This is a genomic window from Georgenia deserti (genome assembly GCF_042680605.1).
GTDB classification, from domain to species: domain Bacteria; phylum Actinomycetota; class Actinomycetes; order Actinomycetales; family Actinomycetaceae; genus Allobogoriella; species Allobogoriella deserti.
In genome coordinates, this window is record NZ_JBHUEE010000007.1 from 1 (window position 1) to 20,630 (window position 20,630).

Consider the following 20,630-nt stretch of genomic DNA (forward strand, 5'->3'; position numbering starts at 1 on the left):
CGCATCGACGTCCTACACGCCATGCTCCGCAACGGCGCCTTCTACGACCCACCCACCCCCGCCGCCGCTTGACGGCAGAGATAGGGACACCCCCCTGGGAATCATGCGCGCGTCCACCGCTAGCGTGGGCCTCGTGAGCGACTCCCCCAGTCCGCATGCCGCCCTGCCCACCTACGACGACGTCGCCGCGGCGGCCGACCGGATCCGCGGCCACGCCCGCCGTACTCCGGTGCTCACCTCCCGGCTCGTCGACGCCCAGCTCGGTGCGCAGGTGTTCTTCAAGGCCGAGCCGTTCCAGCGGGTGGGCGCCTTCAAGTTCCGCGGGGCTTTCCACACGCTCGCTCGGCTGAACCCGCGGCAGCGGCGCGCCGGCGTGCTCGCGTACTCGTCGGGCAACCACGCCCAGGCGGTGGCCCTGGCGGCGCAGCTGCTCGAGATCCCGGCCACCATCCTCATGCCGCATGACGCGCCCGCCGCCAAGGTCGCCGCGACCGAGGGGTACGGCGCGGCCGTGGTCCGGTTCGACCGCTACACCGAGGACCGCGAGGAGCTCGGCCGAGAGCTGGCCGCGCGGGAAGGGCGCACCGTCATCCCGCCCTACGACCATCCGGACATCGTCGCCGGACAGGGCACGGCGGTGAAGGAGCTTCTCGAGGAGGTCGGCGAGCTGGACGCACTGTTCGTCCCGCTCGGCGGCGGCGGGTTGCTGTCCGGGTCGCTGCTCGCCGCCCGGGCGCTGGCCCCGGACTGTCACATTTACGGCGTCGAGCCCGAGGCCGGGGACGATGCCAGGCGGTCGCTCGCCGAGGACCGGATCGTCCACATCGCGACCCCACGGACGATCGCCGACGGCGCCCAGACGCAGCACCTCGGTGAGCTGACCTTCGCGATTCTCCGGCGCGAGAGGCCGACGATCCTGACCGCGAGCGACGCAGAGCTCGTCGCGGCCATGCGCACGCTCGCGACGTACCTCAAGGTCGTCGTCGAACCGACCGGCGCGCTCGGCTTCGCCGCGGCGCGGGCCAGGCCGGACGAGCTGGCCGGGCGGCGGGTCGGCGTCGTGCTCAGCGGCGGCAACGTCGACCCGGAGCGGTTCGGCGCCCTCCTGGCCGGCTGACCCGCCCCACCCGCCGAGTCGTCACTCCTGTGCCCACTCGTCATTCCTGTGCCCACTCGTCATTCCTGTGCCCACTCGTCATTCCTGTGCCCACTCGTCATTCCTGTGCCCACTCGTCATTCCTGCACGCATCCCTGGCCACGCGACGTTAATGGCATTAACATCGGTCGTGACCGAGCCGCCCATAGCAGGAGGCCCCCGTGTCCGAGCCAGTCTCCGCCGTCGTCGGGACGCGCCGGTCCCCGCAGTCGCTGACCACGGCACCACGAACTGCCGTCCTCGCCGGCCGTTTCGCCGTGGCGGCCACCGCCGCTCTCGCCGCCCAGCTCTGGCTGCAGGCCACCTTCCGGCTCGTCGAGCATCCGGTCTCCCTCGGCGCCGCCAATCTCGAGGCGGATCCCGGCATTGTCCGCGGTTGGTATCGGACCCTCATGGAGCACGGGACGTACGGGCAGATGATCCGCACCGAGGTCGTGGACCTCATCTGGCCGGTGACGCTGGCCGCTACGCTCTTCTGCCTGTACCGCCTGGTCGGTGGCCTGCTGCGCCGGCACCGTCCGCGTGCGGCGTCGCTGATCTACCGCCTGGCTCCGCTCGGAATCGTCGGACCGGCCTTCGACCTTGTCGAGAACGCGTTCTCGCTCGCCATGCTGACCGACCCGTTCGGTTTCCCGGACTGGTGGGCCGCAGCGCACGTGTGGGCCTCGTGGGCCAAGATAGCCGGTTCCGTGGCCGCGGGCGTGGTCGGGCCTACGCTGACCGTCGTCGCACTGGTACGCGGGCGGACGGAGCAGCGGACGGCAGATGACGGAGCACTATCACCACGCTGACCTCCCCCGCCGACTCCGCACGGTCACCCGCGCCGTCGTCGAGGAGGAGGGATCGGCCGCGGTCACCATCGCTCGCATCGCTCGCGAGTGCGGGGTCAGCGTCGCCGCCCCGTACCGGCACTTCGCCGGCAAGGAGGCCCTGCTCGGCGCGGTCGCGGCCGACGGTTTCGACGCCCTCCGCGAAGCCCTGACAGCCGCCGACGGCGCGACGCCCACCGAGCGGCTCGTGGCGGCCGGCGTGGCGTACGTCGACTTCGCGACGACGCACCCCCACCTGTTCGAGCTCATGTTCCGGGCCGAGCGGCGCGAGCGGCAGTCCGCGGCGGGCCCGCCCGCCCTCGAGGCACTCGCCACTCTCGTGAACGACGTCCCGCTGCGCGTGCCCACCGACGTCGCGGTCCGCACCACCTGGGGGTTGGCCCACGGGCTGGCGATGCTCCGCATCGGCGGCATGCTCACGTTCACCCGCGAGGACACCGCCGAGCGGCTGCGCGCCGAACTCACGGCGCTCGTGGAGGGCATCGCGCCGGACCGGTGACAGATCCACCTCAGACCCCGGCAGGGCAACCCGGCCGCCGCCCAGCTCACACTGCGGCGCGCGCCCCGTCCCCGGCGACACGCGGATCGGCGACTGTCCACTCGTGCCTCCCGGAGCCGACGTCGTACGGTGCGGTGCCCGGGAGCTCGACGACGGCGGTGGTGTTGGCGGGCACCACCGCGCGGACCAGCAGGTCACCGTCGCCGGCGGCGCGCCACCCGGCCTCTGCCACCCCGTACGGCGTCTCGTGCCGGGCCGAGGCATGCTCGATCCCGGCCACGGGCACCGGGGCGATGCGCAGCTGCCGGTAACCGGGCGCGGCCGGCGCGAGCCCGGCCAGCCGGCGGTACATCCAGTCCGCCACCGCCCCGAAGGCGTAGTGGTTGAACGAGGTCATCTGACCGGGGTTGATCGTCCCGTCCGGCAGCATGGAGTCCCAGCGCTCCCACACAGTGGTGGCGCCCATGGTCACGGCGTAGAGCCAGGACGGCACGCCGGTCTGCAGCAGCAGCCGGCCGGCGACGTCGGCGTGCCCGGTGTCCGTGAGCGCGTCGGCGATGATCGGCGTGCCGACGAATCCGGTGCCGATGTGGAAGTCGGCACGGCGCACCAACTCGGCGAGTCGGTCGCCCATGACCTGGCGCGTCTCATCGTCGACGAGGTCGTACGCGATCGCCATGGCGTAGGCGGTCTGCGCGTCGGAGACGATGCGGCCGGCCGGGGTGGTGTACTCGCGGAGCCACGACCGGCGGGCACGCTCGGCGACGTCGTCGTAGTAGGCGGCGTCGTTTGGACGGTCGAGCTCCCGAGCGGCCCGGGCGACCAGGCGCGCCGAGCGCACGAGGTGGGCGCCGGCGACGATCTCCTGGTCGACCTTCGCCTCACCGGGGCGGTCCGGCGGGGAGTCCGGGTCGAGCCAGTCCCCGAACTGGAACATCCCCTCCCACAGCATCCGCTCGCCGGCCAGCTCGACCAGCTTGTCCACCCAGGACCGCATGCTCGGGTACTGCTCCGCCAGGGCACGCCGGTCGCCGAATCGCTCGAAGAGCACGGTGGGCACGACGGTCGCGGCGTCGCCCCACGCGGCTGCCGGGCGGTCACCGTCGGGCAGCACCTGCGGCACGACGAACCCGAGCACGCCGTCGGAGGCGGCCTGCTCCGCCGCGACGTCCCGCAGCCAGTCGGCGAGGAACGCATCGGAGTCGAAGAGCGTCGCGGCGGTGGGGCTGAAGACCTGGATGTCGCCGGTCCAGCCGAGCCGCTCGTCACGCTGCGGGCAGTCGGTGGGGATGGACAGGAAGTTCCCGCGCATGCCCCAGACGACGTTCTCGTGGAGCTGGTTGACGAGCGGCTCGGAGCACTCGAACCAACCGGTGCGGTGCATGTCGCTGCCGATGACGACGGCGGTGATCGCCGCCCGTGCGGTGTCCAGGTCGAGCGCGCCCGGCCATCCGGTCACCTCGGCGTAGCGGAACCCGTGGAAGGTGAACGCCGGCTCGAAGACGTCCTCGCCACCGGAGAGAACCAGCTCGTCCGTGGCCTTGGCGTGCCGCAGCGGGCGGACGCCGAGCTCACCGTGCTCGAGCACCTCCGCGTGCCGCAGGGTGATCACCTCGCCCGCGGGCCCGGACACGCGCACCCGCAGCCGGCCGACGAGGTTCTGCCCGAAGTCCAGCACCGTCCTGCCCGACGGCGTGGTGATCACCTCGCGGACCGGTACCTCCTGCGTCCGGCGTACCGGCTCGGCCAGCGCCGGCGAGGGGACGACGTCGAGGTCCCGGACGACGACGGACGGCCACCCGGCGTCGTCGAAACCGGGCTCGGACCACCCGGGCACGGCGCGACGGGCGTCGAGGCGTTCGCCGTCGTAGATGCCGCTGGTGACGACCACCCCGGCAGCGGCACCTCGCCAGTCCGGCCCCGAGGCCACCACCTCGCTGGTGCCGTCGGTGTAGGTCAGGTGCAGCTGTGCGGCGACGGCCGGCTGGTCCGCACCGTAGACGCGACGCGCCTGCCCGTGGAAGCCGAACTTCTCGGTGAACCAGCCGCCGGCGAAACACATCCCGACGGCGTTCCGTCCGCGCTCGACGAGGGCGGTGACGTCGGTGGCCTCGTGCTCGATGCGGTACTGGTAGCTGCTCCATCCCGGTTTGAGAACGGCGTCGTCGACGTCGCGGCCGTTGATCTGCGCCTGGTAGACCCCGTGCGCCGTGGCGTACAACGTGGCCGCGGCGACGTCCTTGGCGACGTCGAACTCGGCCCGGACCAGCCCGGGGCACGGCTCGCCGGCAGGGTCGGCGAGGCCGACGAGCGCCGCCCGCCACTCGCCCTCGCCCAGGAACACGCTGCGCAGGGTGACCGGATCGCTCCACGGGGAGACCTCGCCGTCAGCACCCGTGACCCGCACCTCGAGCGTGTGCCGCGCACGGGGCGCCAGGGGCGGGAACGGCCAGTCGACGAACACCGACTCGCTGCCGGTCACGCGAGCCACGTCCGAACCGTCGAGCCGGATCTCGGCGGAGCCCTGGCGCCAATTCTCGCCCTCGGTCTCGACGGTCCAGGACAGCCGCGGCGTCGGTGTCTCGGCGAACGCGCCGTCGCGGCGGCGCTCGACGCGGACGGCGGTGACTCGCAGGGTGCTCATGGGTTCCTCTCGTCGGGGGTCAGCCTTTGACACTGCCGGCCGTCATGCCGGCCACGATCTGGCGGTTGAAGAAGATGTACATCACCAGCGGGGGGATGGTGATGAGCAGGACGTCGGTGAAGAGCAGGTTCCACTGGTTCAGCGTCTGGCTCATGAAGTTGTAGAGGGTGAGCTGCACGGTCGCGTTCTCGTCACCGGGCAGGAAGTACAGCGGGTTGACGAAGTCGTTGAACACGACGACCGACTGCACGACGATCACGGTGATCACGGTCGGACGCATGAGCGGCAGGATCACGCGGAAGAACAGCCGGAACGGGCCGGCACCGTCGAGCAGGGCGGCCTCGTCGAGATCGCGCGGGATCGTCGCCATGAAGGCCCGGAACAGCAGGATGGAGAACGACAGACCGAACGTGGCCTCGATGAGGATGAGGCCGGGGAGGGTCTTGAACAGTCCGAGCGCCTGCAGCAGCCAGACGGTCGGCACCACGGCCGGCGGGACGATCAGCCCGGCGAGGACGAAGAAGTTCACCACCGGGTTCCACCGGCTGGCCCGGCGCTGCAGGACGAACCCGACCATGGCCGCGACGACGACCATGAGCGTGACCGAGCTGACCGTGAGGATCGTGGAATTGACGAAGGCCCGCAGCACGATCCCGTCACGCATCGTGACGACCTCGACGAGGTTCTCGACGAAGGCCATCTTAAGCGGCCAGGAGAACGCCAGCTCGGACGCCTCCGCCTGGGTCTTCATCGCCTGCAGGACGACGAAGGCGAACGGGACGAGGAAGACGACGATCGAGGCCACGACGGCGACCACCCCGGCCAGGCGGCCGGTGCGCCTCGCAGCGCTCGGCGGGTCCGGGCGCTCGGACACGCTGTGGTCCGGGGCGCCGCGCCGCAGGAGGGCATGACCGGTGCTCATCGTTCCGCCGTCCTTCGGTTGATGAGGATCGTGAGCGGCACCATGACCGCGGTGACGACGACGAACAGGATCACGTTGCCCGCCGTGGACAGTCCGTAGAACCCGGCCTGGTACTGCTTGTAGATCACCGAGGCGATGACGTCCGAGGCGAAGCCTGGGCCGCCACCGGTGGTGGCCCAGATGAGGTCGAAGGACCGCAGCCCGTCGATGAGCGAGAGGATGATGACGGTGCCGGTCGCCGGCATGACCAGCGGCAGGGTGATGCTGCGGAACTGCTGCCACCGGCCGGCTCCGTCGACCCGGGCCGCCTCGTAGTACTCCTGCGGGATCGCCACCAGCCCGGCGATGTAGATGAGCGTGGCGATGCCCAGGCCGCGCCAGACGTCGACGGCGGCCACGGACAGCAGCGCGATGCTCGGGTCCGTGAACCACCCCGGCCCGTCGATCCCGAACGCCCCGAGCACCGAGTTCACCACGCCGTCGAACGGGTCGAGCAGGGCGTTGAACATGACGCCGACGCCAATGGTGGAGACCAGGACCGGGAAGAACACCACGGAGCGCAGGTAGCCGCGGGCGAGGATCTGGGAGGTGAGCAGGACGGCGAGCGCCAGCCCGAGCACCACCTTCGACGCCGATGTCGTGACCCCGAAGACGAAGGTGTTGACGAACCCCTGGAACAGGTGCGGCTCCTGGAAGAAGCGGACGTAGTTCTCCCACCCGATGAACTCGGTCTCGAACAGCGTCCAGCGGGTGAGGCTGAAGTAGAACGAGGCGAACGTCGGGACGGCGAAGAACACGACATAGAGCAGTCCGGCGGGCAGGTAGAACCACATGGGGTAGGCGTGCCGCTGCACGCCGGACGTGCGGGCCCCGCCCCGGCCGTCACCCTCGGTGCGGGCCCGGGCCCGCTGGGCCCGCGCCGAGGTGGCCGCGGCGGTCACCAGCCCTCGATCCCCAACTGGCGCGCCTGGTTGACGACGTCCTCGTCGTAGCGCGCGGCGGCCTCCTCGGCCCCACGAATCCCCGACCCGACCTCGACGAGGATGTGCTCGAGGTTCGGGCCTTTGATCGGCGAGAGGAACTCCAGTGCGGGGGCCGACCGGCCGTCGTCGACGTAGGACTCCAGGTCGGTGAGCAGGGGTGGGGCGTCCTCGGGTAGCTCGCACGTGCCCGGATACGGGCCGGCCGCGATGAGGTGTTCGTTCTGGATCTCGCACCCGGTCTCGGAGGTGAGGAACTCGACGAACGTCATCGCCGCCTCGCGCTCCTCACCCTCGGTGGTCCGGGGCACGTAGGTACCCGTGGCCTGCCAGATGGTGGCGGTGGTGTTCTCCGGGTCCTCCGCCGGGATGGGGAAGAAGCCGATGTCGTCCACGGCGTCGGGCGAGACCTGCCGGATCTGCGCGATGAGACTCGAGAGCATCGGATAGTGGGCGCCGGCCCCCTCGGCGAGCATCCGGGCCCCGTCGGCGTCCTCGGCCGAGGCGAAGTCCTCGTTGAAGAACCCGGCCTCGTAGACCTCCTGGTGGTGCCGGAACCCGGCGAGAGCAGGCTCCTCGGCGTACCTGCGGTTGCCCGCGGTGTACTCCTGAGCCCAGTCCGGGTCGGCGGTGTGCACGTTGCCGAAGTCGCCGAGCACGAAGAGCTGACTGGTGTAGGTGGAGCCGTAGGTCTGAATGATCGGCGCGGCATCGGACTCGGCGGCGATCGTCTCGTTGTTGGCCATGAACTCGTCCCAGCTCCGCGGGACTTCGAGGCCGAGTTCGTCGTAGATCGCCCGGTTGTAGAGGATGCCGCCACCGAACGTGGCGCCCCAGGCGTTGCCGTACATGCCGTCGTCGGTGCTCACGGTGGTGACGAAGTCCTCGTCGAGCTCGCCGGCCCAGGGCTGATCGCTCATGTCCACGAGCTGGGAGTCCGGGTTCAGCGCCTGCAGCAGCGAGCCGGTGTTGTAGATGAAGACGTCCGCCATCTCCCCGGTGGACAGGCGCGTCTTGATGATGTTGTCACCCTCGCCGCCACCGGGCCTGGTCTCGAGGGTGACGGAGATGTCGGAATGCTCGGCCTCGAACGCCTCGATGAGCGCCTCGGCCGCGGCGACGGTGTCCGTGCTGTTGTCGACCAGGAAATCGATCTCGACCGAGCCGTCGCTCGCCCCACCGGACGAGCAGCCGGCCAGTGCGATCAGAGATGCCGCGCCGGTGACGGCGACGGCGCGCCTACTGAGCTTCATGCGCCTTACCTCCTCGTAAGGGTGTGCATCGATCTACACAGGCAGTGAATCCTTTCACGTCCATCCGCAAGACTAGGGTGGTCCCGACATCGTGTCAACCGATCTACACCGAGCACAGGAGGACGATGACGCGCTCATCGCTCACGTCCGGCACCACAGACGGGTCCGGCATCACGTCCGGCACCAGGGACGAGACGGGAAGGGCGACCAGGTCCCGGACAAGAGATGAGACCGCCGGGCCCGCCACCGCGCATCAGGCGGGCACGGACGCGACACCCTCGCCGGACGCCTCGGCCGACGGCCGCCGCCGGGCGGCGACGATCCAGGATGTCGCTGACGCCGCCGGCGTCTCACGCGCCGCGGTCTCGAAGGTCATCCGCAACGCCTACGGTGTCTCGCCCCAGATGCGCACGCGGGTGGAGGCGGCGATCGCGCGTCTCGACTACCACCCGCGGGTCGCCGCCCGGGCGATGCGGGGCGCGACCTTCACCCTCGGGCTGGAGATCCCGCAGATCGGCAACGACTTCCACTCCGTGATCGCCGAGGCCGCGGCCGACGTCCTAGCCGACACGCCCTACCAGCTCATCATCGCCCCGATCCGGGATCCGCAGGTCGGCGACCAGGCCCTGCAGAGCCTGGTGGACCGTCAGGTCGACGGCATCGTCGCCGTGGCACCACTGGTCTCGACCGACTGGCTCGAGTCGTTGGCGAGCCGGACACCGGTGGTCATGGTCGGCCGGCACGACGTCTCCGCTCACTACGACACGGTCGCCGGGGACGACGAGACCGGCGCCGAGCAGGTGATGGAGCATCTCGTCGAGCTCGGGCACCGCCGCATCGCCTTCCTCGACATCGATCGCAGCCGCTCGACCGGGAAGTCCTACATCTCCCCCACCGGCCGCGATCCGCACTCGATCCGGCAGCGCGTCTACCGCGAGCACGTCGGCGCGCTCGGGCTGCGGCCCAGGCTGATCCAGGCACACGGGCACATGGAGGAGGACGCCGCGGTGGCGGTCCGGGAGGCTCTGGGACAGACGAACCGGCCCACGGCGATCTTCGCCGGCCACGACACCCTTGCCGTCGGGGCTCTTCGTGCCGTCGCCGAGCTGGGCCTCGAGGCGAGCGAGGTGTCTGTTGCCGGTTTCGACGACATCCCCATCGCCAGTCACCCGCGTCTCGCCCTCACCAGCGTGGACCAGCAGGGCTACGCCATGGGCCAGGAGGCGGTGCGGTTGCTGCTGCAGCGCCTCGACGGACGCACCGAGCCGGTGCGTCGGGTCATGCCGGTCACCCTCCGCGTGCGGGCCTCCACCGCTCCGCCACGCGAGCGGTCCTGACCGGGAACGAGGTTGCCAGATCTGTCGATTTTTCGACGGATTCTGCAACCTCGTTCCCGGGGCTCACGCCGCGGGGACCGTGAGCCTGCCGAAGAGCCGGTCGAAGACGGCGGCGCGGTCGAACTGCATGCCGTGGTCACGAGCCCGCCGCTGCCAGGCCTCGCGCTCGGGCGCGGACATCGCAACGGCACGGTCCAACGCGTCCGCGAGGGCGCCGGGGTCCTCGACGGGGACGATCATCGCCGTGTCCCCCACCGCTTCGCCGATGCCGCCGGTCGCGGTGGTGATGACCGGGCCGCCGCCGGCGAGCATCTTCTCCACCAGCGCGATCCCGAACGTCTCGGTGAACTCCGGCAGCGGCTTGCTCGGCAGGGCGTAGGCGGCCGAAGCAGCCATGAGATGCGGCTTCTCCGCGTCGTCGACGTCCTCGAGGAAGTCGATGCGATCGGCGACGTCGCAGGCTCGGGCGTGAGCGCGCAGGTGTTCGGCGTCCGGTCCGGTGCCCGCGAGGACGAGCCGCACGCGCTCTGCGCTGCGGGACCGGGCGAACGCGTCGATGAGGTCGTCGGCGCCCTTGGCGGCGGCGAGCCGGGAGAGGAAGAGCACGTAACCGTCCGGCTCGAGCCCGCGGCCGGCGAGCACCCGCGCCGTTTCGGCGGGGTCGCGGTCGAGGTAGGCACTGGTGTCGACCGCCGGGTAGGAGATCTCGATCCTCTCCTCCAGCCGCGGCGCGAACGAGGTGCCGATGTGGGCGTCGAGGTCCGCGGCCTCGGTGAGGATGAGCTCGCGGGTGTAGGCGGACACGGCGACGCACACGTCGTTGCCGAGGTAACTGGCCAGCAGGTGAGCGGCGGCCCCGTAGCGCCCGGTCTCCAGGCACGAGCGCACGACGTTGGTCACGTCCGATCCGACGGCCTCGGCGATGGTGATCACCTGCCCCGGCAATCCGGCCGCCCGGGCCACCTGAACGGCGTCGGTGACCGCCAGGGTGTGCGGACTGAGGTAGAGCGACATCGCGACCGTGGCCGCGCCGTCGGTGAACAGCTCGACGAGCCGGCCGGTCAGCCCGGCCAGGTACCGCCCGTCTGGGACGCGGTAGTCGCCGACCGGTCCGGGCCGCTCCACCGTGATCCCGGGACTGTAGGGCAGGACGGTCTCCAGCGGTTTCAGGGGGAGGCCGCTGGCCTGGAGACGCTCGATCGGCCAGGTGAGGATGCGGACCTCGTTGAAGCCCCGTGTCAGGGCGACCTCGGCGAGGTTGCGGGCCTCGCCGGAGTGGCCGCAGATCACGGGGTCGGCACGCACCACGAGAACCAAGCGACGGCGCGGCGTTCGGTCGGTGGCCGGGCGGGCCGCCGGGGCGACGGCGGGGGGCGGGGGCGCAGTCATGTCGGCACCTCCTCGGTCGGGTCGGGGCGGGAGGGCGGGCGACTGCCGGGGGTGGTCCCCCAGTCGCCCGGGGTGGCAGCCAGCTCGATCTCGAGCAGGCCGCCGGCGTGGAGCTCGCCGGTCGTGAGCCAGGTGCGGTCGAGCTCGCGCCCGTCTCGGCGGACCCGGCGCACGTACTGCACGGGCCCGCCGGGTTCGGGTTCGACGAAGCCGGAGGTGGTGATCTCGACGGTTCCTCCGGGAACGGTGATGGCGGCGTCGCGGAAGGACGGTGGGCCGAGGAGCACGAGGTTCTGGCCGGCGACGGGGAAGAGCCCGAGCGCGGCCCACACGTACCAGGAGCTGAGGCCACCAGAGTCGTCGTTGCCCGGCAGACCGCCGCGCCCTGTCCCGAACTGCTGATGGACGGCGGCGTGGACGACCTCCGCGGTGCGGTCCGGCCGTCCGGCGTAGTGGTACGCCCACGGGGCGTCCATATCCGGCTCGTTGTTCATCCCCTCGAACCGGTTGAGCTGGTAACCCCGGGCCATCTCCTCACGTCCCGGCCGCACGCCGGGCTGGACCACCGGATCGGCGCCGTAGCCGAAGAATGCGTCGAGCATCGCCACGAAGGCGTCGTCCCCGCCGGCGAGGTCGATGCGTGCGGCCATATCGGGCAGGAGACGGAACGAGTAGTTCCATTTCCCGCCTTCGTAGTACGTGGAGTCCTTGACCAGTCCGGTGGCGGTGTCGAACGCGGCTGTCCACTGCGCGGCCAGCGGCGTGAACTCGTCCACGAGGGCGCGGTCACCGAGGTGGTGGGCGACCGTGGCGGTGCACCAGTAGCCGAAGGCCAGGTCGAGGGTATGGCTGATCGGGTGGGTCTCACCGCGCAGCAGGAAGTCTTCGCCGTACATGCGGCGTAGGTCGTTGTGCATATGCACCAGAGCCCAGTTCCAGTCCATCCCGGGCAGACCGAGGCGGCACAGGTCGGCGAGGAACGTGTGCGCGAGCGCGCTGGCCTGCCGGAAGAACTGGTCGGCCCCGCGCGACATGCGATACCCGATCGGCAGGTTGCCTTCCTCCTCGCAGATGAACAGCAGCGCCTCGGCCAGTTCGACGGCGCGTGCCGGGCGGAGCAGGGTCAGCAGCGGCAACTGGGTGCGGTAGATGTCCCACATCGTCGAGATGTCGAACGCGAAGGGGCCGTCGGCGGGCCAGAACGGGCTCTCGCCGCGGGCCAGACAGGGCTTGAGCAGCGAGTGGTAGAGCGCCGTGCCCAGCACGGTCTCGCGGTCGGCGGAGGGGGCGGCGACCTCGATCCGGCCGAGCTCCTCGCGCCAGACCCGCCGGGTGCTCTCGCGCCGTGCGGCGAAGCTGCGCGGTCCCTCGTCGCAGTCGCGGTAGAGGTTCGCCCGCGCCTGCTCGACCCCGCGCAGGGAGAACCCGAAGCGCAGTTCGATGGTCTGCCCGGGTTCGCTCGGGCCGGCCCACATCAGCCCGAACGGCCGCAACGTCGTGGGCCGGATGTGATCGAAGTCGAGGCGCGTGCCGCCCGGCATGAGGCGACGGTCGTACCAGAGCATCTGCCGCCAGGCGTCGTTGTCACACTCGACGTGGATGGCCAGCGGCGCCCCCTCGACGACGATCTGTCCCTGAGCCACCCGCGGCGCCACGGTCTCCAGGTGTGCCCGCAGAGGCACGGTAGCGCCGTGCGGGATGGCGAGGCCGCCCAGCGAGGCGTCGACGACCACGCGCGCGTCGCGGTGCCCCGGGAAGGTGTAGCGGTGCACCGCCGACTTGGGGCCGACGGTGATCTCGCACCGGATGCCGGAGGAGAGGGTGGCGGCGTAGTAGCCGGGTTCGGCGGCCTCGTCCTCGAGCTCCCACAGCTCACCGAGCCGGTCCAGCGGCTGGAGCATCGGGGTGACCCGGAAGTAGTTGTAGTACTTGCGGATCGCGCCGGTGCCCGACTGCTGGAAGTGGGTGAACCCCGAGGCCATCTGTCGGTGGTACATCTCGGTGGGCACACCCTCGGTACTCAGGTCGTAGCGGCCGTACCCGGTGGGGTACGCGCCCGAGTAGGCGCAGGCGGAGACCATGCCGAGCGGGTAGCTCGCACCCGGATGGGTGTTGCCGATCTGCGGTTTCGGCCACCACCACGTCGCCGCCAGCCCGCTGCGGGCACGCAGGTCGGTGACCTCGGTACCGATGAAGGGGTCAACGCGCTCGACCACGGCCGCCTCCCCCGGCACGTGGGTCGTGACCGGGCGCGGGCAGGGCCGGCCCGGTCGGCGGAGATAGGACGACGACCATGGCCGGACGTTACGGCGGCCGTGTGTCGAACGGGTTACCGGCGTGTGCCGGGCAGGAACCGGCTTGGTCACCGGCCCGGCCTCGCCCGTCCGCCGCGCCACGCCGCCTCACCACGTCACGATGCACCTGCGGGCCCGCGGCGGCACACTGACCAAGACGAGAGCAGGGAGGATCACGTGGCAGACCTGACCGAACGCGTCGAGGCGCATCTGGTGGCGGCACGGGCGGACGAGCGGGGGCGAAGCGCCGAGCTCCTGGTCCACGACGGCCCGCTGCGCCAGACGATCATCGCGCTGACCGCCGGGACGGAGATCGGCGAGCACAACGTGCCCGACGCCGCGAGCATCCACGTGTTGCACGGGCGCGTCCGGGTCCCGGAGGACGGCGAGCTCGAAGCCGGGTCGTTGTGGGCGATGCGCGGCCTGCGCACCGCCGTCGTCGCCGTCGACGACGCGGCGTTCCTGCTGACCGCGGTCACCGGCGTCGGGCAGCACGGGGACCCGGAGCGCGCCCGGTAGGCCGAGGAGGGGCCGGCGCATGGGGAACATCGACACCGTCGCCTGGTTCGCCGCCGAGAACTACGACGCCGCACGGTTCGTCCTGCAGCGCGGCATCGCCGTGGTGTACCTCGTCGCGTTCGTCGCGGTGCTGCGCCAGTTCCCCGCTCTGCTGGGCGAACGAGGGCTGCTCCCGGTTCCTCAGTTCCTTCAGCGCGACGGCGGCAGAGCGGGCCCGACCCTCTTCCGGTGGCGCTACTCCGACCGCCTGCTGCTGGCGGTCGGCTGGACCGGTGTCGTCATTGCGGTGGCTCTGGTGGCGGGTCTGCCGCAGGCAGGCCCGCCGTGGCTGCCGATGCTCGCGTTCCTGGCGCTGTACGGGCTGTACCTGTCGGTGGTCAACGCCGGGCAGGTCTTCTACGGCTTCGGCTGGGAGTCACTGCTGCTGGAGGCCGGCTTCCTCGCCGCGTTCCTCGGGTCCGACGACGTCGCCACCCCGATCGTGGTCATCGTGCTGCTGCGCTGGCTGGTGTTCCGGGTCGAGTTCGGCGCCGGGATGATCAAGATGCGCGGCGACCGGGTATGGCGCGACCTCACCGCGCTGCACTTCCACCACGAGACGCAGCCGATGCCCGGCCCGCTGAGCTGGTTCTTCCATCGGCTACCCGGCCCGCTGCACAAGGTGGAGGTCGCCGCCAACCACGTCGTCCAACTCGTGGTCCCGTTCCTGCTGTTCCTGCCGCAGCCGGTCGCCTCCGTCGCGGCGGGGCTGGTGATCCTCACGCAGCTGTGGCTGGTGCTGTCCGGGAACTTCGCGTGGCTGAACTGGCTGACGATGCTGCTGGCGTTCTCCGCCGTCGGGGACGACCAGATCGCGGCGCTGGTCCCGTCGCTCGGGCCGGCGCTGCAGGGTGCGAGCACGCCAGGCCCGGCGTGGTGGATCGTGCTCGTGCTCGTCGTGGGCGCGGGTGTGGTGGCGCTGAGCTGGTGGCCGGCGAAGAACCTGCTCTCCAGCCGCCAGGCGATGAACGCCTCGTACAACAGGTTTCACCTCGTCGGTTCCTACGGCGCGTTCGGGTCGGTGACGAGGCGGCGCAGTGAGGTCGTCGTGGAGGGGACCGAGGACGCCAGCCCGGACGACGCGACGTGGCATGAGTACGTATTCCGCGGCAAGCCGGGACCGGTCGACCGTTGGCCGCGCCAGTATGCGCCCTATCACCTGCGGCTGGACTGGGGCATGTGGTTCCTCGCGCTCGGGTCCGCGGCCCAGCACCGCTGGTTCACGATGCTGGTGCTTCGCCTATTGGAGGCCGACCGCCGCATCCTGCGGCTGCTGGCCCACGACCCGTTCGGCGGGCGCCGGCCTCGATGGGTCCGGGCGCGGGTGTTCCGCTACCGGTACACGACATGGGAGGAGCTGCGCCGCACTCGGCACTGCTGGGTCCGGCACCAGGAGGGCGAGCTGGTCGCCCCGCAGGACCTGTCCGGCCTGCGGCGCCTCGTCTGAACCGCCGAGCCGGCCCAGCCGGCCCAGCCAGCCCAGCGGCGGAGAGCTCAGGCGTCCGTGGTGTCCAGCAGGTCGTGGTACTCCGCGTGCCGCCGCACGTAGTCGGCCACGTAGGAGCAGGCGGGGACGATCTGTTTGCCGGCGCGGCGGGTGTTCTCCAACGCGTGGCTGACCAGTTCGGCCGCAAGGCCGCGTCCGCGTAGCTGCGGGACGACCTCGGTGTGGAAGAAGGTGCGGGTCACGCCGTCGTCCGCGAAGCGGGCGACGCCGGCCACGTCGCCGCCCAGGAGGATCTCGAAGCGGTCGTCGTGGTCGCGGATCGTGGTGTCCATGACGGTGGCAACACCCCGGCGCCGCGGTCGATTCCGTGCTCGCCGGGAGATCCGGGAGAGTCCGGCGCCCGCCGCCACCTGGACGACGTCGAGGGGACCGGACGTCGACGGCGTGATGGCAGCCCGGTGAACATTTCCCTCCTTTCGCGTGGGTGGCCCGCTCCCGCGGGTGCGGCCCGCCATGATCGGGGCCGTGGTCACCTGGACTGTCCACCCGTCCCGTCGCTACGGATCCCACCCCGGCCCGTGGGCCTTCGCCCATCGGGGCGGCTCGGCCCTCGCTCCCGAGAACACGATGCTGGCGTTCGAGCGTGCCGTCGGCCTGGGGCTGAACTACCTCGAGACCGACGTGCGGGTCACCGCCGACGGCGTCCCGATCGCGTTCCATGACCGGACCCTCGACCGGGTCACCGGCCTGCGGGGCCGGGTCGCCACCCAGTCCTGGGACGCGCTGTCCCGCACGCTGATCCTCGGTAGTGAACCCGTCCTGCGTCTGGACGACCTCCTGGCCGCGTTCCCGGACGCCTGCCTCACGCTCGACATCAAGGAGGCGCGCGCGGTGCGCCCGGTGATCGAGGCGATCCACCGGACCCGCTCCGCGGACCGGGTCTGCGTCGCCGGCGGCTGGGACGCCTGGCTCGCGGCGATCGCCGACGCGTGCGGTCCGGCCCTGACGACGGCGCTCGGGTGGCGGGCCCTGACCGGCCTGCTCGGCGCGGCGCGGCTCGGCGTCCGCCCACCGCGCGGTCTCGCGACCGGCCCGTTCGCGCACGTCGGCGTGGACTACGGCCGGCTGCCGATGCTGGCCGACGCACGCACCGGCGCACGGCTGGTCGAGATGGCGGCGGATCTCGGTATCGGCGTGGTCGCGTGGACGGTCGACGACGCCGCCACCGCCCATCGGCTCATCGACGCCGGTGTCGCCGGCGTGATCACCGACCGCCCCGACGTCCTGCGCGAGGTCCTCATCGCTCGGGGAAGGTGGGTCCCCCGAGGATCCGCCGCGCGCCGGTCGGTGCCCTCGGGTGACCGGTTCTCCGGGGCCGACGGCGACGAGCTGGTCGGCGCACCGAGCTGAGGCGGCGGGTGGTCCGGAGGCCGCCAGCGCCTCGTCGTCACCTCCGTCCGGGGCGCCGCCGAGCCCGCTGGCGCGGCTCTTTTCTCAGGCGTGCCCTCTCGCGTTGTCCCAGACGAACCCCGGAATCATGTCGACCAGCTCGGTCAGCAGGGCCAGGCCGTAGGCGATGCCGGACGGGTCGGGCTGGCCGTACCGCCACAGGAAGATCCGGCCGCCCTCGATGAGGATGTTCGCCCCGACCAGGTCCGGACGCATCAACCGCTCCATGGTCCGCGGGTGCAGGACGTCGTAGGCGGCGCGTGGGCTCGGGCTCTGGACCCGCCACTCGTGATTGAACGCGGCGTTCTCGAAGGCGATGTCGTTGCCGAACCGGCGGCTGAGGAAGTTCTCCTGGCTCAGCTCGATCGGCGGCAGCACCGCGGGCAGCTGGAGGGCGAGCACGTGGTGGTGCCGGGTGTTGTTGCGGTTCTTGCTGCCGGACTCTCGGTAGGTGTAGCGCCAGGACGTCGCGGCACGCCCTTGGTAGGTGCCCCACACCGCCTCGGTGGACGAGCGCGAATAGCCGCGGCCGAACGGCCCGCCCTGCAGCCCCTCACCCAGGCCGGGAGCGCTGTCCGAGTAGACCCACCCGTGGGCGTTCGCCCACGCCCGCAGCGCGGTGCGCCGCTTGCGTGTCTGCGTCCGCAGCCGCGTGAGCACGATCAGCACGACCGCCACGACGGCGCCGACGAAGACGACGTTGAGGACGAGCGTGATCACCCCCTCCATCACCACCTCCTCATCCTTCGGCCGTACCGAACTGTGCTCTGTCGCTACGCGCTCAGGCGTGCCCGCGGGCGTTGTCCCAGACGAACCCCGGGATGAGGTCGACCAGCTCGGTCAGCACCGTGAGCCCGTACGCGATGGCGCCCGGATCGGGCTGGCCGCGCCGCCACAGGAAGATCCGGCCGCCCTCGATGAGGATGTTCGCCCCGACCAGGTCCGGACGCATCAACCGCTCCATGGTCCGCGGATGCAGCACGTCGTAGGCCGCCCGGGGATAGTCGCTCTGCACCCGCCATTCGTCGTTGAAGGCGGCATGCTCGAGCTGGATGTCGTTGCTGAAGGTGCGGGTGAAGAAGTTCTCCTGGCTCAGCTCGATCGGTGGCAGTACCGCAGGCAACTGAACCGCCAGCACGTGGTGGTGGTACGTCCGGGTCCGGCGGTTCTTCCCGGAACCCGAGGTGATCTTGTACGTGTACCGAAAGGACGTCGCGGCACGCCCTTGGTAGGTGCCCCACACCGCCTCGGTGGACGAGCGCGAATGGCCGCGGCCGAACGGTCCGCCTCGCAACCCGTTCCCCAGTCCGGGTGCGGTGTCCGAGTAGGACCAACCGTGGGCGTTCGCCCACGCCCGCAGCGCGGCGCGCCGCTTCTTGCGCTGCCGGCGCGCCAGGATCGCACCGACCATCGCGACGGCCGCCACGACCACGAACGTCACGTACGGGAGCACAGCTTCCATCAAGGCCTCCGTCGGGTCTTCCGGGCGGACACGACCCTACTGCGGTCGCTCGGGCGGACTCGACGGCAGAACTCCCCACCTCTTGCGTGTCGGCGGCGGGTCCTACTCTGCTGCGGTGGAGGTCGTGGTGACGCCGCGGGGCGAGCAGGTCGTGCTCGACGGCGAGCCCTGCGGGCGCGAGACGTTGCCCTTCGAGGCGTTGCCGGGGCGCGTTCGTGACCTCGAGACCGAGCATGCTCCGCGCTGGGTCCTCAGCGACACCGCCCGCGTCTACCCACAGCTGGTCACCGCCGGTGTCCGGATCGCACGGAGTCACGACCTCCGCCTGGCCCGGGCCGTGCTCGATCCCGGTCATGCGTCCGACGGCGCCTGGGACGCACCGGCACACGAGACCCGCGAACCCACGCTCCTCGACGGGCTCGCGCCAGAGTTGACCGCCGATGACCTGCTCGCCGAGCACCGTCGCCAGCGTGCGGCCGTCGCCGACTCCCCCGCTCCGGGGCGCCTGCGCCTGCTCCTCGCTGCCGAGTCGGCCGGGGCGCTCGCCGCCACAGAGATGAGCCACGACGGGTTGCCCTGGGACCGAGCCGTGCACGACCAGGTGCTCACCGACCTGCTCGGCCCCCGCCCTCACCCCGGCACGCGCCCCCGGGTGCTGGAAGCACTCGCCGCCCAGGTGCGCGACCGCGTGAGCGCCCCATCCCTCAACCCCGACTCCGCTCCCGAGCTGCTCCGGGCGCTGCAGTCCGCCGGCCTCGAGGTGGACAGCACGCGCAAGCACGAGCTGCAGCGGCTCGACCACCCGGTGATCGCACCGCTGCTGGAGTACAAGCGCCTCGCGCGGTTGCTGGCGGCCAACGGGTGGACGTGGCTCGACGAGTGGGTCCGCCCACTACCCGGCACGGCCGCCGACGGCAGGGCGCCGGGGCGCTTCCACCCCGAGTATGTGGTCTCCGGGGTGGTCACGGGGCGCTGGGCGACCAGTGGTGGCGGCGCGCTGCAACTGCCGAAGCAGATCCGGCGAGCCGTGGTCGCCGACGCCGGGTGGCGTTTCGTCGTCGCCGACGCCGCCCAGCTCGAGCCGCGGGTGCTGGCCGCCATGGCCGGCGATGAGGCCATGGCGTCGGCCGCGCGCGGCTCGGACCTGTATCAAGGGCTCGTCGATCAGGGGGTCGTCGACACGCGTGCCCACGCGAAGGTCGCGATGCTCGGCGCACTGTACGGCTCGACGTCGGGCGAGGCCGGCCGGCTCATGCCGCGGCTGATGCGCGCCTACCCCCGAGCGACCGGCGTGGTGGAAGAGGCAGCCCGTGACGGCGAGCGGGGCACCCCGGTCCGCACCTGGCTGGGGCGTCCGTCGCCGGCTCCCCCACCGGCGTGGCACGAGGCGCAACGGCGGGCCGGGCAGGAGGACGCCGAGGCGGGCGAGGTACGCCGGGCTCGGCAGGCCGCGCGGGACTGGGGTCGGTTCACGCGGAACTTCGTGGTCCAGGGCACGGCCGCCGAATGGGCGTCGTGCTGGCTCGCGGACCTGCGTGGGCGACTCCGCTCGCTCGGCGCCGGCCGGACGTGGTCGGGCCCGGACGGGCGGATCGGGCCGCACCTGGTCTTCTTCCTCCACGACGAGGTGGTAGTCCACACTCCTGCGGACGTCGCCGACGAGGTGGCCGAGGCCGTCCGTGCCGCGGCCGGCACCGCCGGGCAGCTGCTGTTCGGGACGTTCCCCGTGGAATTCCCGGTCGAGGTCTCGGTGGTCGAGACCTACGCGGACGCGGACTGAGTCCCCGAGCCGGCGCGGACGCCGCGCCGCATGGCGAGCCACTCGGGCGCGAGCGCGGCCATGATGATCGCGTCGATCCGTTCGTCGCCGAAGCGGAGCGCCTCGCGGGTCACCCCCTCGACGACGAAGCCCGCCTTCTCGTAGGCGCGCCGCGCCCGCGGGTTGACGGCGTAGACCTCGAGGGAGATGCGGTGCAGCCCGAGAGCCGTGAAGCCGTGTCCGAGCATCAGCGTGGTCGCCTCGGTGCCGAGGCCGCGATCACGCCCGCCAGGGCCGATGAGGATCCGGAAGTTGCAGCTCTCGTTACCGGCGTCCCACTCGTTCAGCACGGCCTCGCCCACACACCGGCCGCTCGCATTGTCGACGATCGCGAGGTCGAGCCGGTCGGTCTGGTCGTTGCGGGTGGCGTACCACTCTCGCGTCCGGTCATCGGGGTTCGGATCGGCCGACTCCGCCGCGGCCGTGGAGTGGACGGACCCCGTCAGCCGGAGCACGTCGGGATCGGCGAGAGCCTCGGCCATCGGCTCGAGGTCCTCCTCGCGGAAGGGCCGCAAGGTGGCGCGCTCGCCGACGAGAGTCGGCTTGGTGGCGAACGGGGAGGCATCCATCCGCCCGAGCGTGGCAGCAGCG

General features: G+C 71.5%; 18 protein-coding genes. 8 read left to right on the top strand and 10 right to left on the bottom strand.

Annotated features, from left to right (window positions below):
• Window positions 1-133 precede the first annotated feature (133 nt).
• From ACFSE6_RS12960 to ACFSE6_RS12970, 3 genes are all read left to right on the top strand, one after another.
• Window positions 134-1,117 carry a threo-3-hydroxy-L-aspartate ammonia-lyase gene (locus tag ACFSE6_RS12960; protein ID WP_388007674.1) on the top strand — a complete coding sequence of 328 codons (984 nt, stop codon included), beginning with the start codon at window positions 134-136 and terminating at the stop codon, window positions 1,115-1,117.
• A 200-nt stretch (window positions 1,118-1,317) separates the two neighbouring features.
• Window positions 1,318-1,947: a hypothetical protein gene (locus tag ACFSE6_RS12965; RefSeq protein ID WP_388007677.1), complete on the top strand. Its 630-nt coding sequence runs from the start codon at window positions 1,318-1,320 to the stop codon at window positions 1,945-1,947.
• Complete coding sequence (locus tag ACFSE6_RS12970; protein ID WP_388007680.1) at window positions 1,922-2,485, top strand: TetR/AcrR family transcriptional regulator; 564 nt, start codon at window positions 1,922-1,924, stop codon at window positions 2,483-2,485. The genes ACFSE6_RS12965 and ACFSE6_RS12970 overlap by 26 nt, the downstream gene beginning before the upstream one ends.
• 46 nt (window positions 2,486-2,531) lie before the next feature.
• On the opposite strand, the gene ACFSE6_RS12975 is transcribed toward ACFSE6_RS12970, so the two are convergent.
• Genes ACFSE6_RS12975 through ACFSE6_RS12990 form a run of 4 tightly spaced genes read right to left on the bottom strand, consistent with a single transcriptional unit; the run spans window position 2,532 to window position 8,284 of the window.
• The gene (locus ACFSE6_RS12975; protein WP_388007683.1) at window positions 2,532-5,129 is read right to left on the bottom strand and encodes an alpha-L-rhamnosidase; all 2,598 of its coding nucleotides are present in this window, start codon (window positions 5,127-5,129) and stop codon (window positions 2,532-2,534) included.
• A gap of 19 nt (window positions 5,130-5,148) precedes the next feature.
• A complete protein-coding gene (locus tag ACFSE6_RS12980; RefSeq protein ID WP_388007686.1) occupies window positions 5,149-6,051 on the bottom strand; it encodes a carbohydrate ABC transporter permease in 903 nt (300 codons plus the stop codon).
• Complete coding sequence (locus tag ACFSE6_RS12985) at window positions 6,048-6,992, bottom strand: carbohydrate ABC transporter permease (RefSeq protein WP_388007689.1); 945 nt, start codon at window positions 6,990-6,992, stop codon at window positions 6,048-6,050. Before ACFSE6_RS12985 ends, ACFSE6_RS12980 begins: the two co-directional genes overlap by 4 nt.
• Entirely contained in the window at window positions 6,989-8,284 is a 1,296-nt protein-coding gene (locus ACFSE6_RS12990) for an ABC transporter substrate-binding protein (RefSeq protein ID WP_388007692.1), read from the bottom strand. The genes ACFSE6_RS12985 and ACFSE6_RS12990 overlap by 4 nt, the downstream gene beginning before the upstream one ends.
• A gap of 125 nt (window positions 8,285-8,409) precedes the next feature.
• Between ACFSE6_RS12990 and ACFSE6_RS12995 the strand changes: the two genes are divergently transcribed.
• Window positions 8,410-9,621 (top strand): LacI family DNA-binding transcriptional regulator, encoded by a 1,212-nt coding sequence (locus tag ACFSE6_RS12995; RefSeq protein ID WP_388007695.1) that lies wholly within the window; start codon window positions 8,410-8,412, stop codon window positions 9,619-9,621.
• Window positions 9,622-9,684: 63 nt separating this feature from the next.
• Here ACFSE6_RS12995 and ACFSE6_RS13000 read toward each other — a convergent pair whose 3' ends face one another.
• Both ACFSE6_RS13000 and ACFSE6_RS13005 read right to left on the bottom strand, forming a co-directional pair.
• On the bottom strand, window positions 9,685-11,010 hold the full coding sequence (locus ACFSE6_RS13000) for a glycosyltransferase (RefSeq protein WP_388007698.1): 1,326 nt from the start codon (window positions 11,008-11,010) through the stop codon (window positions 9,685-9,687).
• The gene (locus ACFSE6_RS13005; RefSeq protein ID WP_388007700.1) at window positions 11,007-13,226 is read right to left on the bottom strand and encodes a glycoside hydrolase domain-containing protein; all 2,220 of its coding nucleotides are present in this window, start codon (window positions 13,224-13,226) and stop codon (window positions 11,007-11,009) included. The genes ACFSE6_RS13000 and ACFSE6_RS13005 overlap by 4 nt, the downstream gene beginning before the upstream one ends.
• Before the next feature lie 255 nt (window positions 13,227-13,481).
• On the opposite strand from ACFSE6_RS13005, the gene ACFSE6_RS13010 reads away from it, so the two are divergent.
• Together ACFSE6_RS13010 and ACFSE6_RS13015 are read left to right on the top strand one after the other, a co-directional pair.
• Window positions 13,482-13,823: a cupin domain-containing protein gene (locus ACFSE6_RS13010; protein ID WP_388007703.1), complete on the top strand. Its 342-nt coding sequence runs from the start codon at window positions 13,482-13,484 to the stop codon at window positions 13,821-13,823.
• A 19-nt stretch (window positions 13,824-13,842) separates the two neighbouring features.
• A complete protein-coding gene (locus ACFSE6_RS13015; RefSeq protein ID WP_388007706.1) occupies window positions 13,843-15,309 on the top strand; it encodes a lipase maturation factor family protein in 1,467 nt (488 codons plus the stop codon).
• 47 nt (window positions 15,310-15,356) lie between these two features.
• Here ACFSE6_RS13015 and ACFSE6_RS13020 read toward each other — a convergent pair whose 3' ends face one another.
• Window positions 15,357-15,641, bottom strand: coding sequence for a GNAT family N-acetyltransferase (locus ACFSE6_RS13020; protein ID WP_388007709.1), 285 nt, complete (start codon window positions 15,639-15,641; stop codon window positions 15,357-15,359).
• A 193-nt stretch (window positions 15,642-15,834) separates the two neighbouring features.
• Here ACFSE6_RS13020 and ACFSE6_RS13025 point away from each other — a divergent pair, with 193 nt between their 5' ends.
• Window positions 15,835-16,719: a glycerophosphodiester phosphodiesterase gene (locus tag ACFSE6_RS13025; RefSeq protein ID WP_388007712.1), complete on the top strand. Its 885-nt coding sequence runs from the start codon at window positions 15,835-15,837 to the stop codon at window positions 16,717-16,719.
• 84 nt (window positions 16,720-16,803) lie between these two features.
• Here the strand turns inward: ACFSE6_RS13025 and ACFSE6_RS13030 are convergent, their stop codons facing one another.
• Window positions 16,804-17,487, bottom strand: coding sequence for a hypothetical protein (locus ACFSE6_RS13030; RefSeq protein WP_388007715.1), 684 nt, complete (start codon window positions 17,485-17,487; stop codon window positions 16,804-16,806).
• Window positions 17,488-17,539: 52 nt separating this feature from the next.
• On the bottom strand, window positions 17,540-18,220 hold the full coding sequence (locus ACFSE6_RS13035) for a DUF3137 domain-containing protein (protein WP_388007718.1): 681 nt from the start codon (window positions 18,218-18,220) through the stop codon (window positions 17,540-17,542).
• Between the two features lie 115 nt (window positions 18,221-18,335).
• Here ACFSE6_RS13035 and ACFSE6_RS13040 point away from each other — a divergent pair, with 115 nt between their 5' ends.
• Window positions 18,336-20,000: a bifunctional 3'-5' exonuclease/DNA polymerase gene (locus ACFSE6_RS13040; protein ID WP_388007721.1), complete on the top strand. Its 1,665-nt coding sequence runs from the start codon at window positions 18,336-18,338 to the stop codon at window positions 19,998-20,000.
• Here the strand turns inward: ACFSE6_RS13040 and ACFSE6_RS13045 are convergent.
• Window positions 19,982-20,608 carry a GNAT family N-acetyltransferase gene (locus tag ACFSE6_RS13045; RefSeq protein ID WP_388007724.1) on the bottom strand — a complete coding sequence of 209 codons (627 nt, stop codon included), beginning with the start codon at window positions 20,606-20,608 and terminating at the stop codon, window positions 19,982-19,984. The genes ACFSE6_RS13040 and ACFSE6_RS13045 overlap by 19 nt on opposite strands.
• Window positions 20,609-20,630 lie beyond the last annotated feature (22 nt).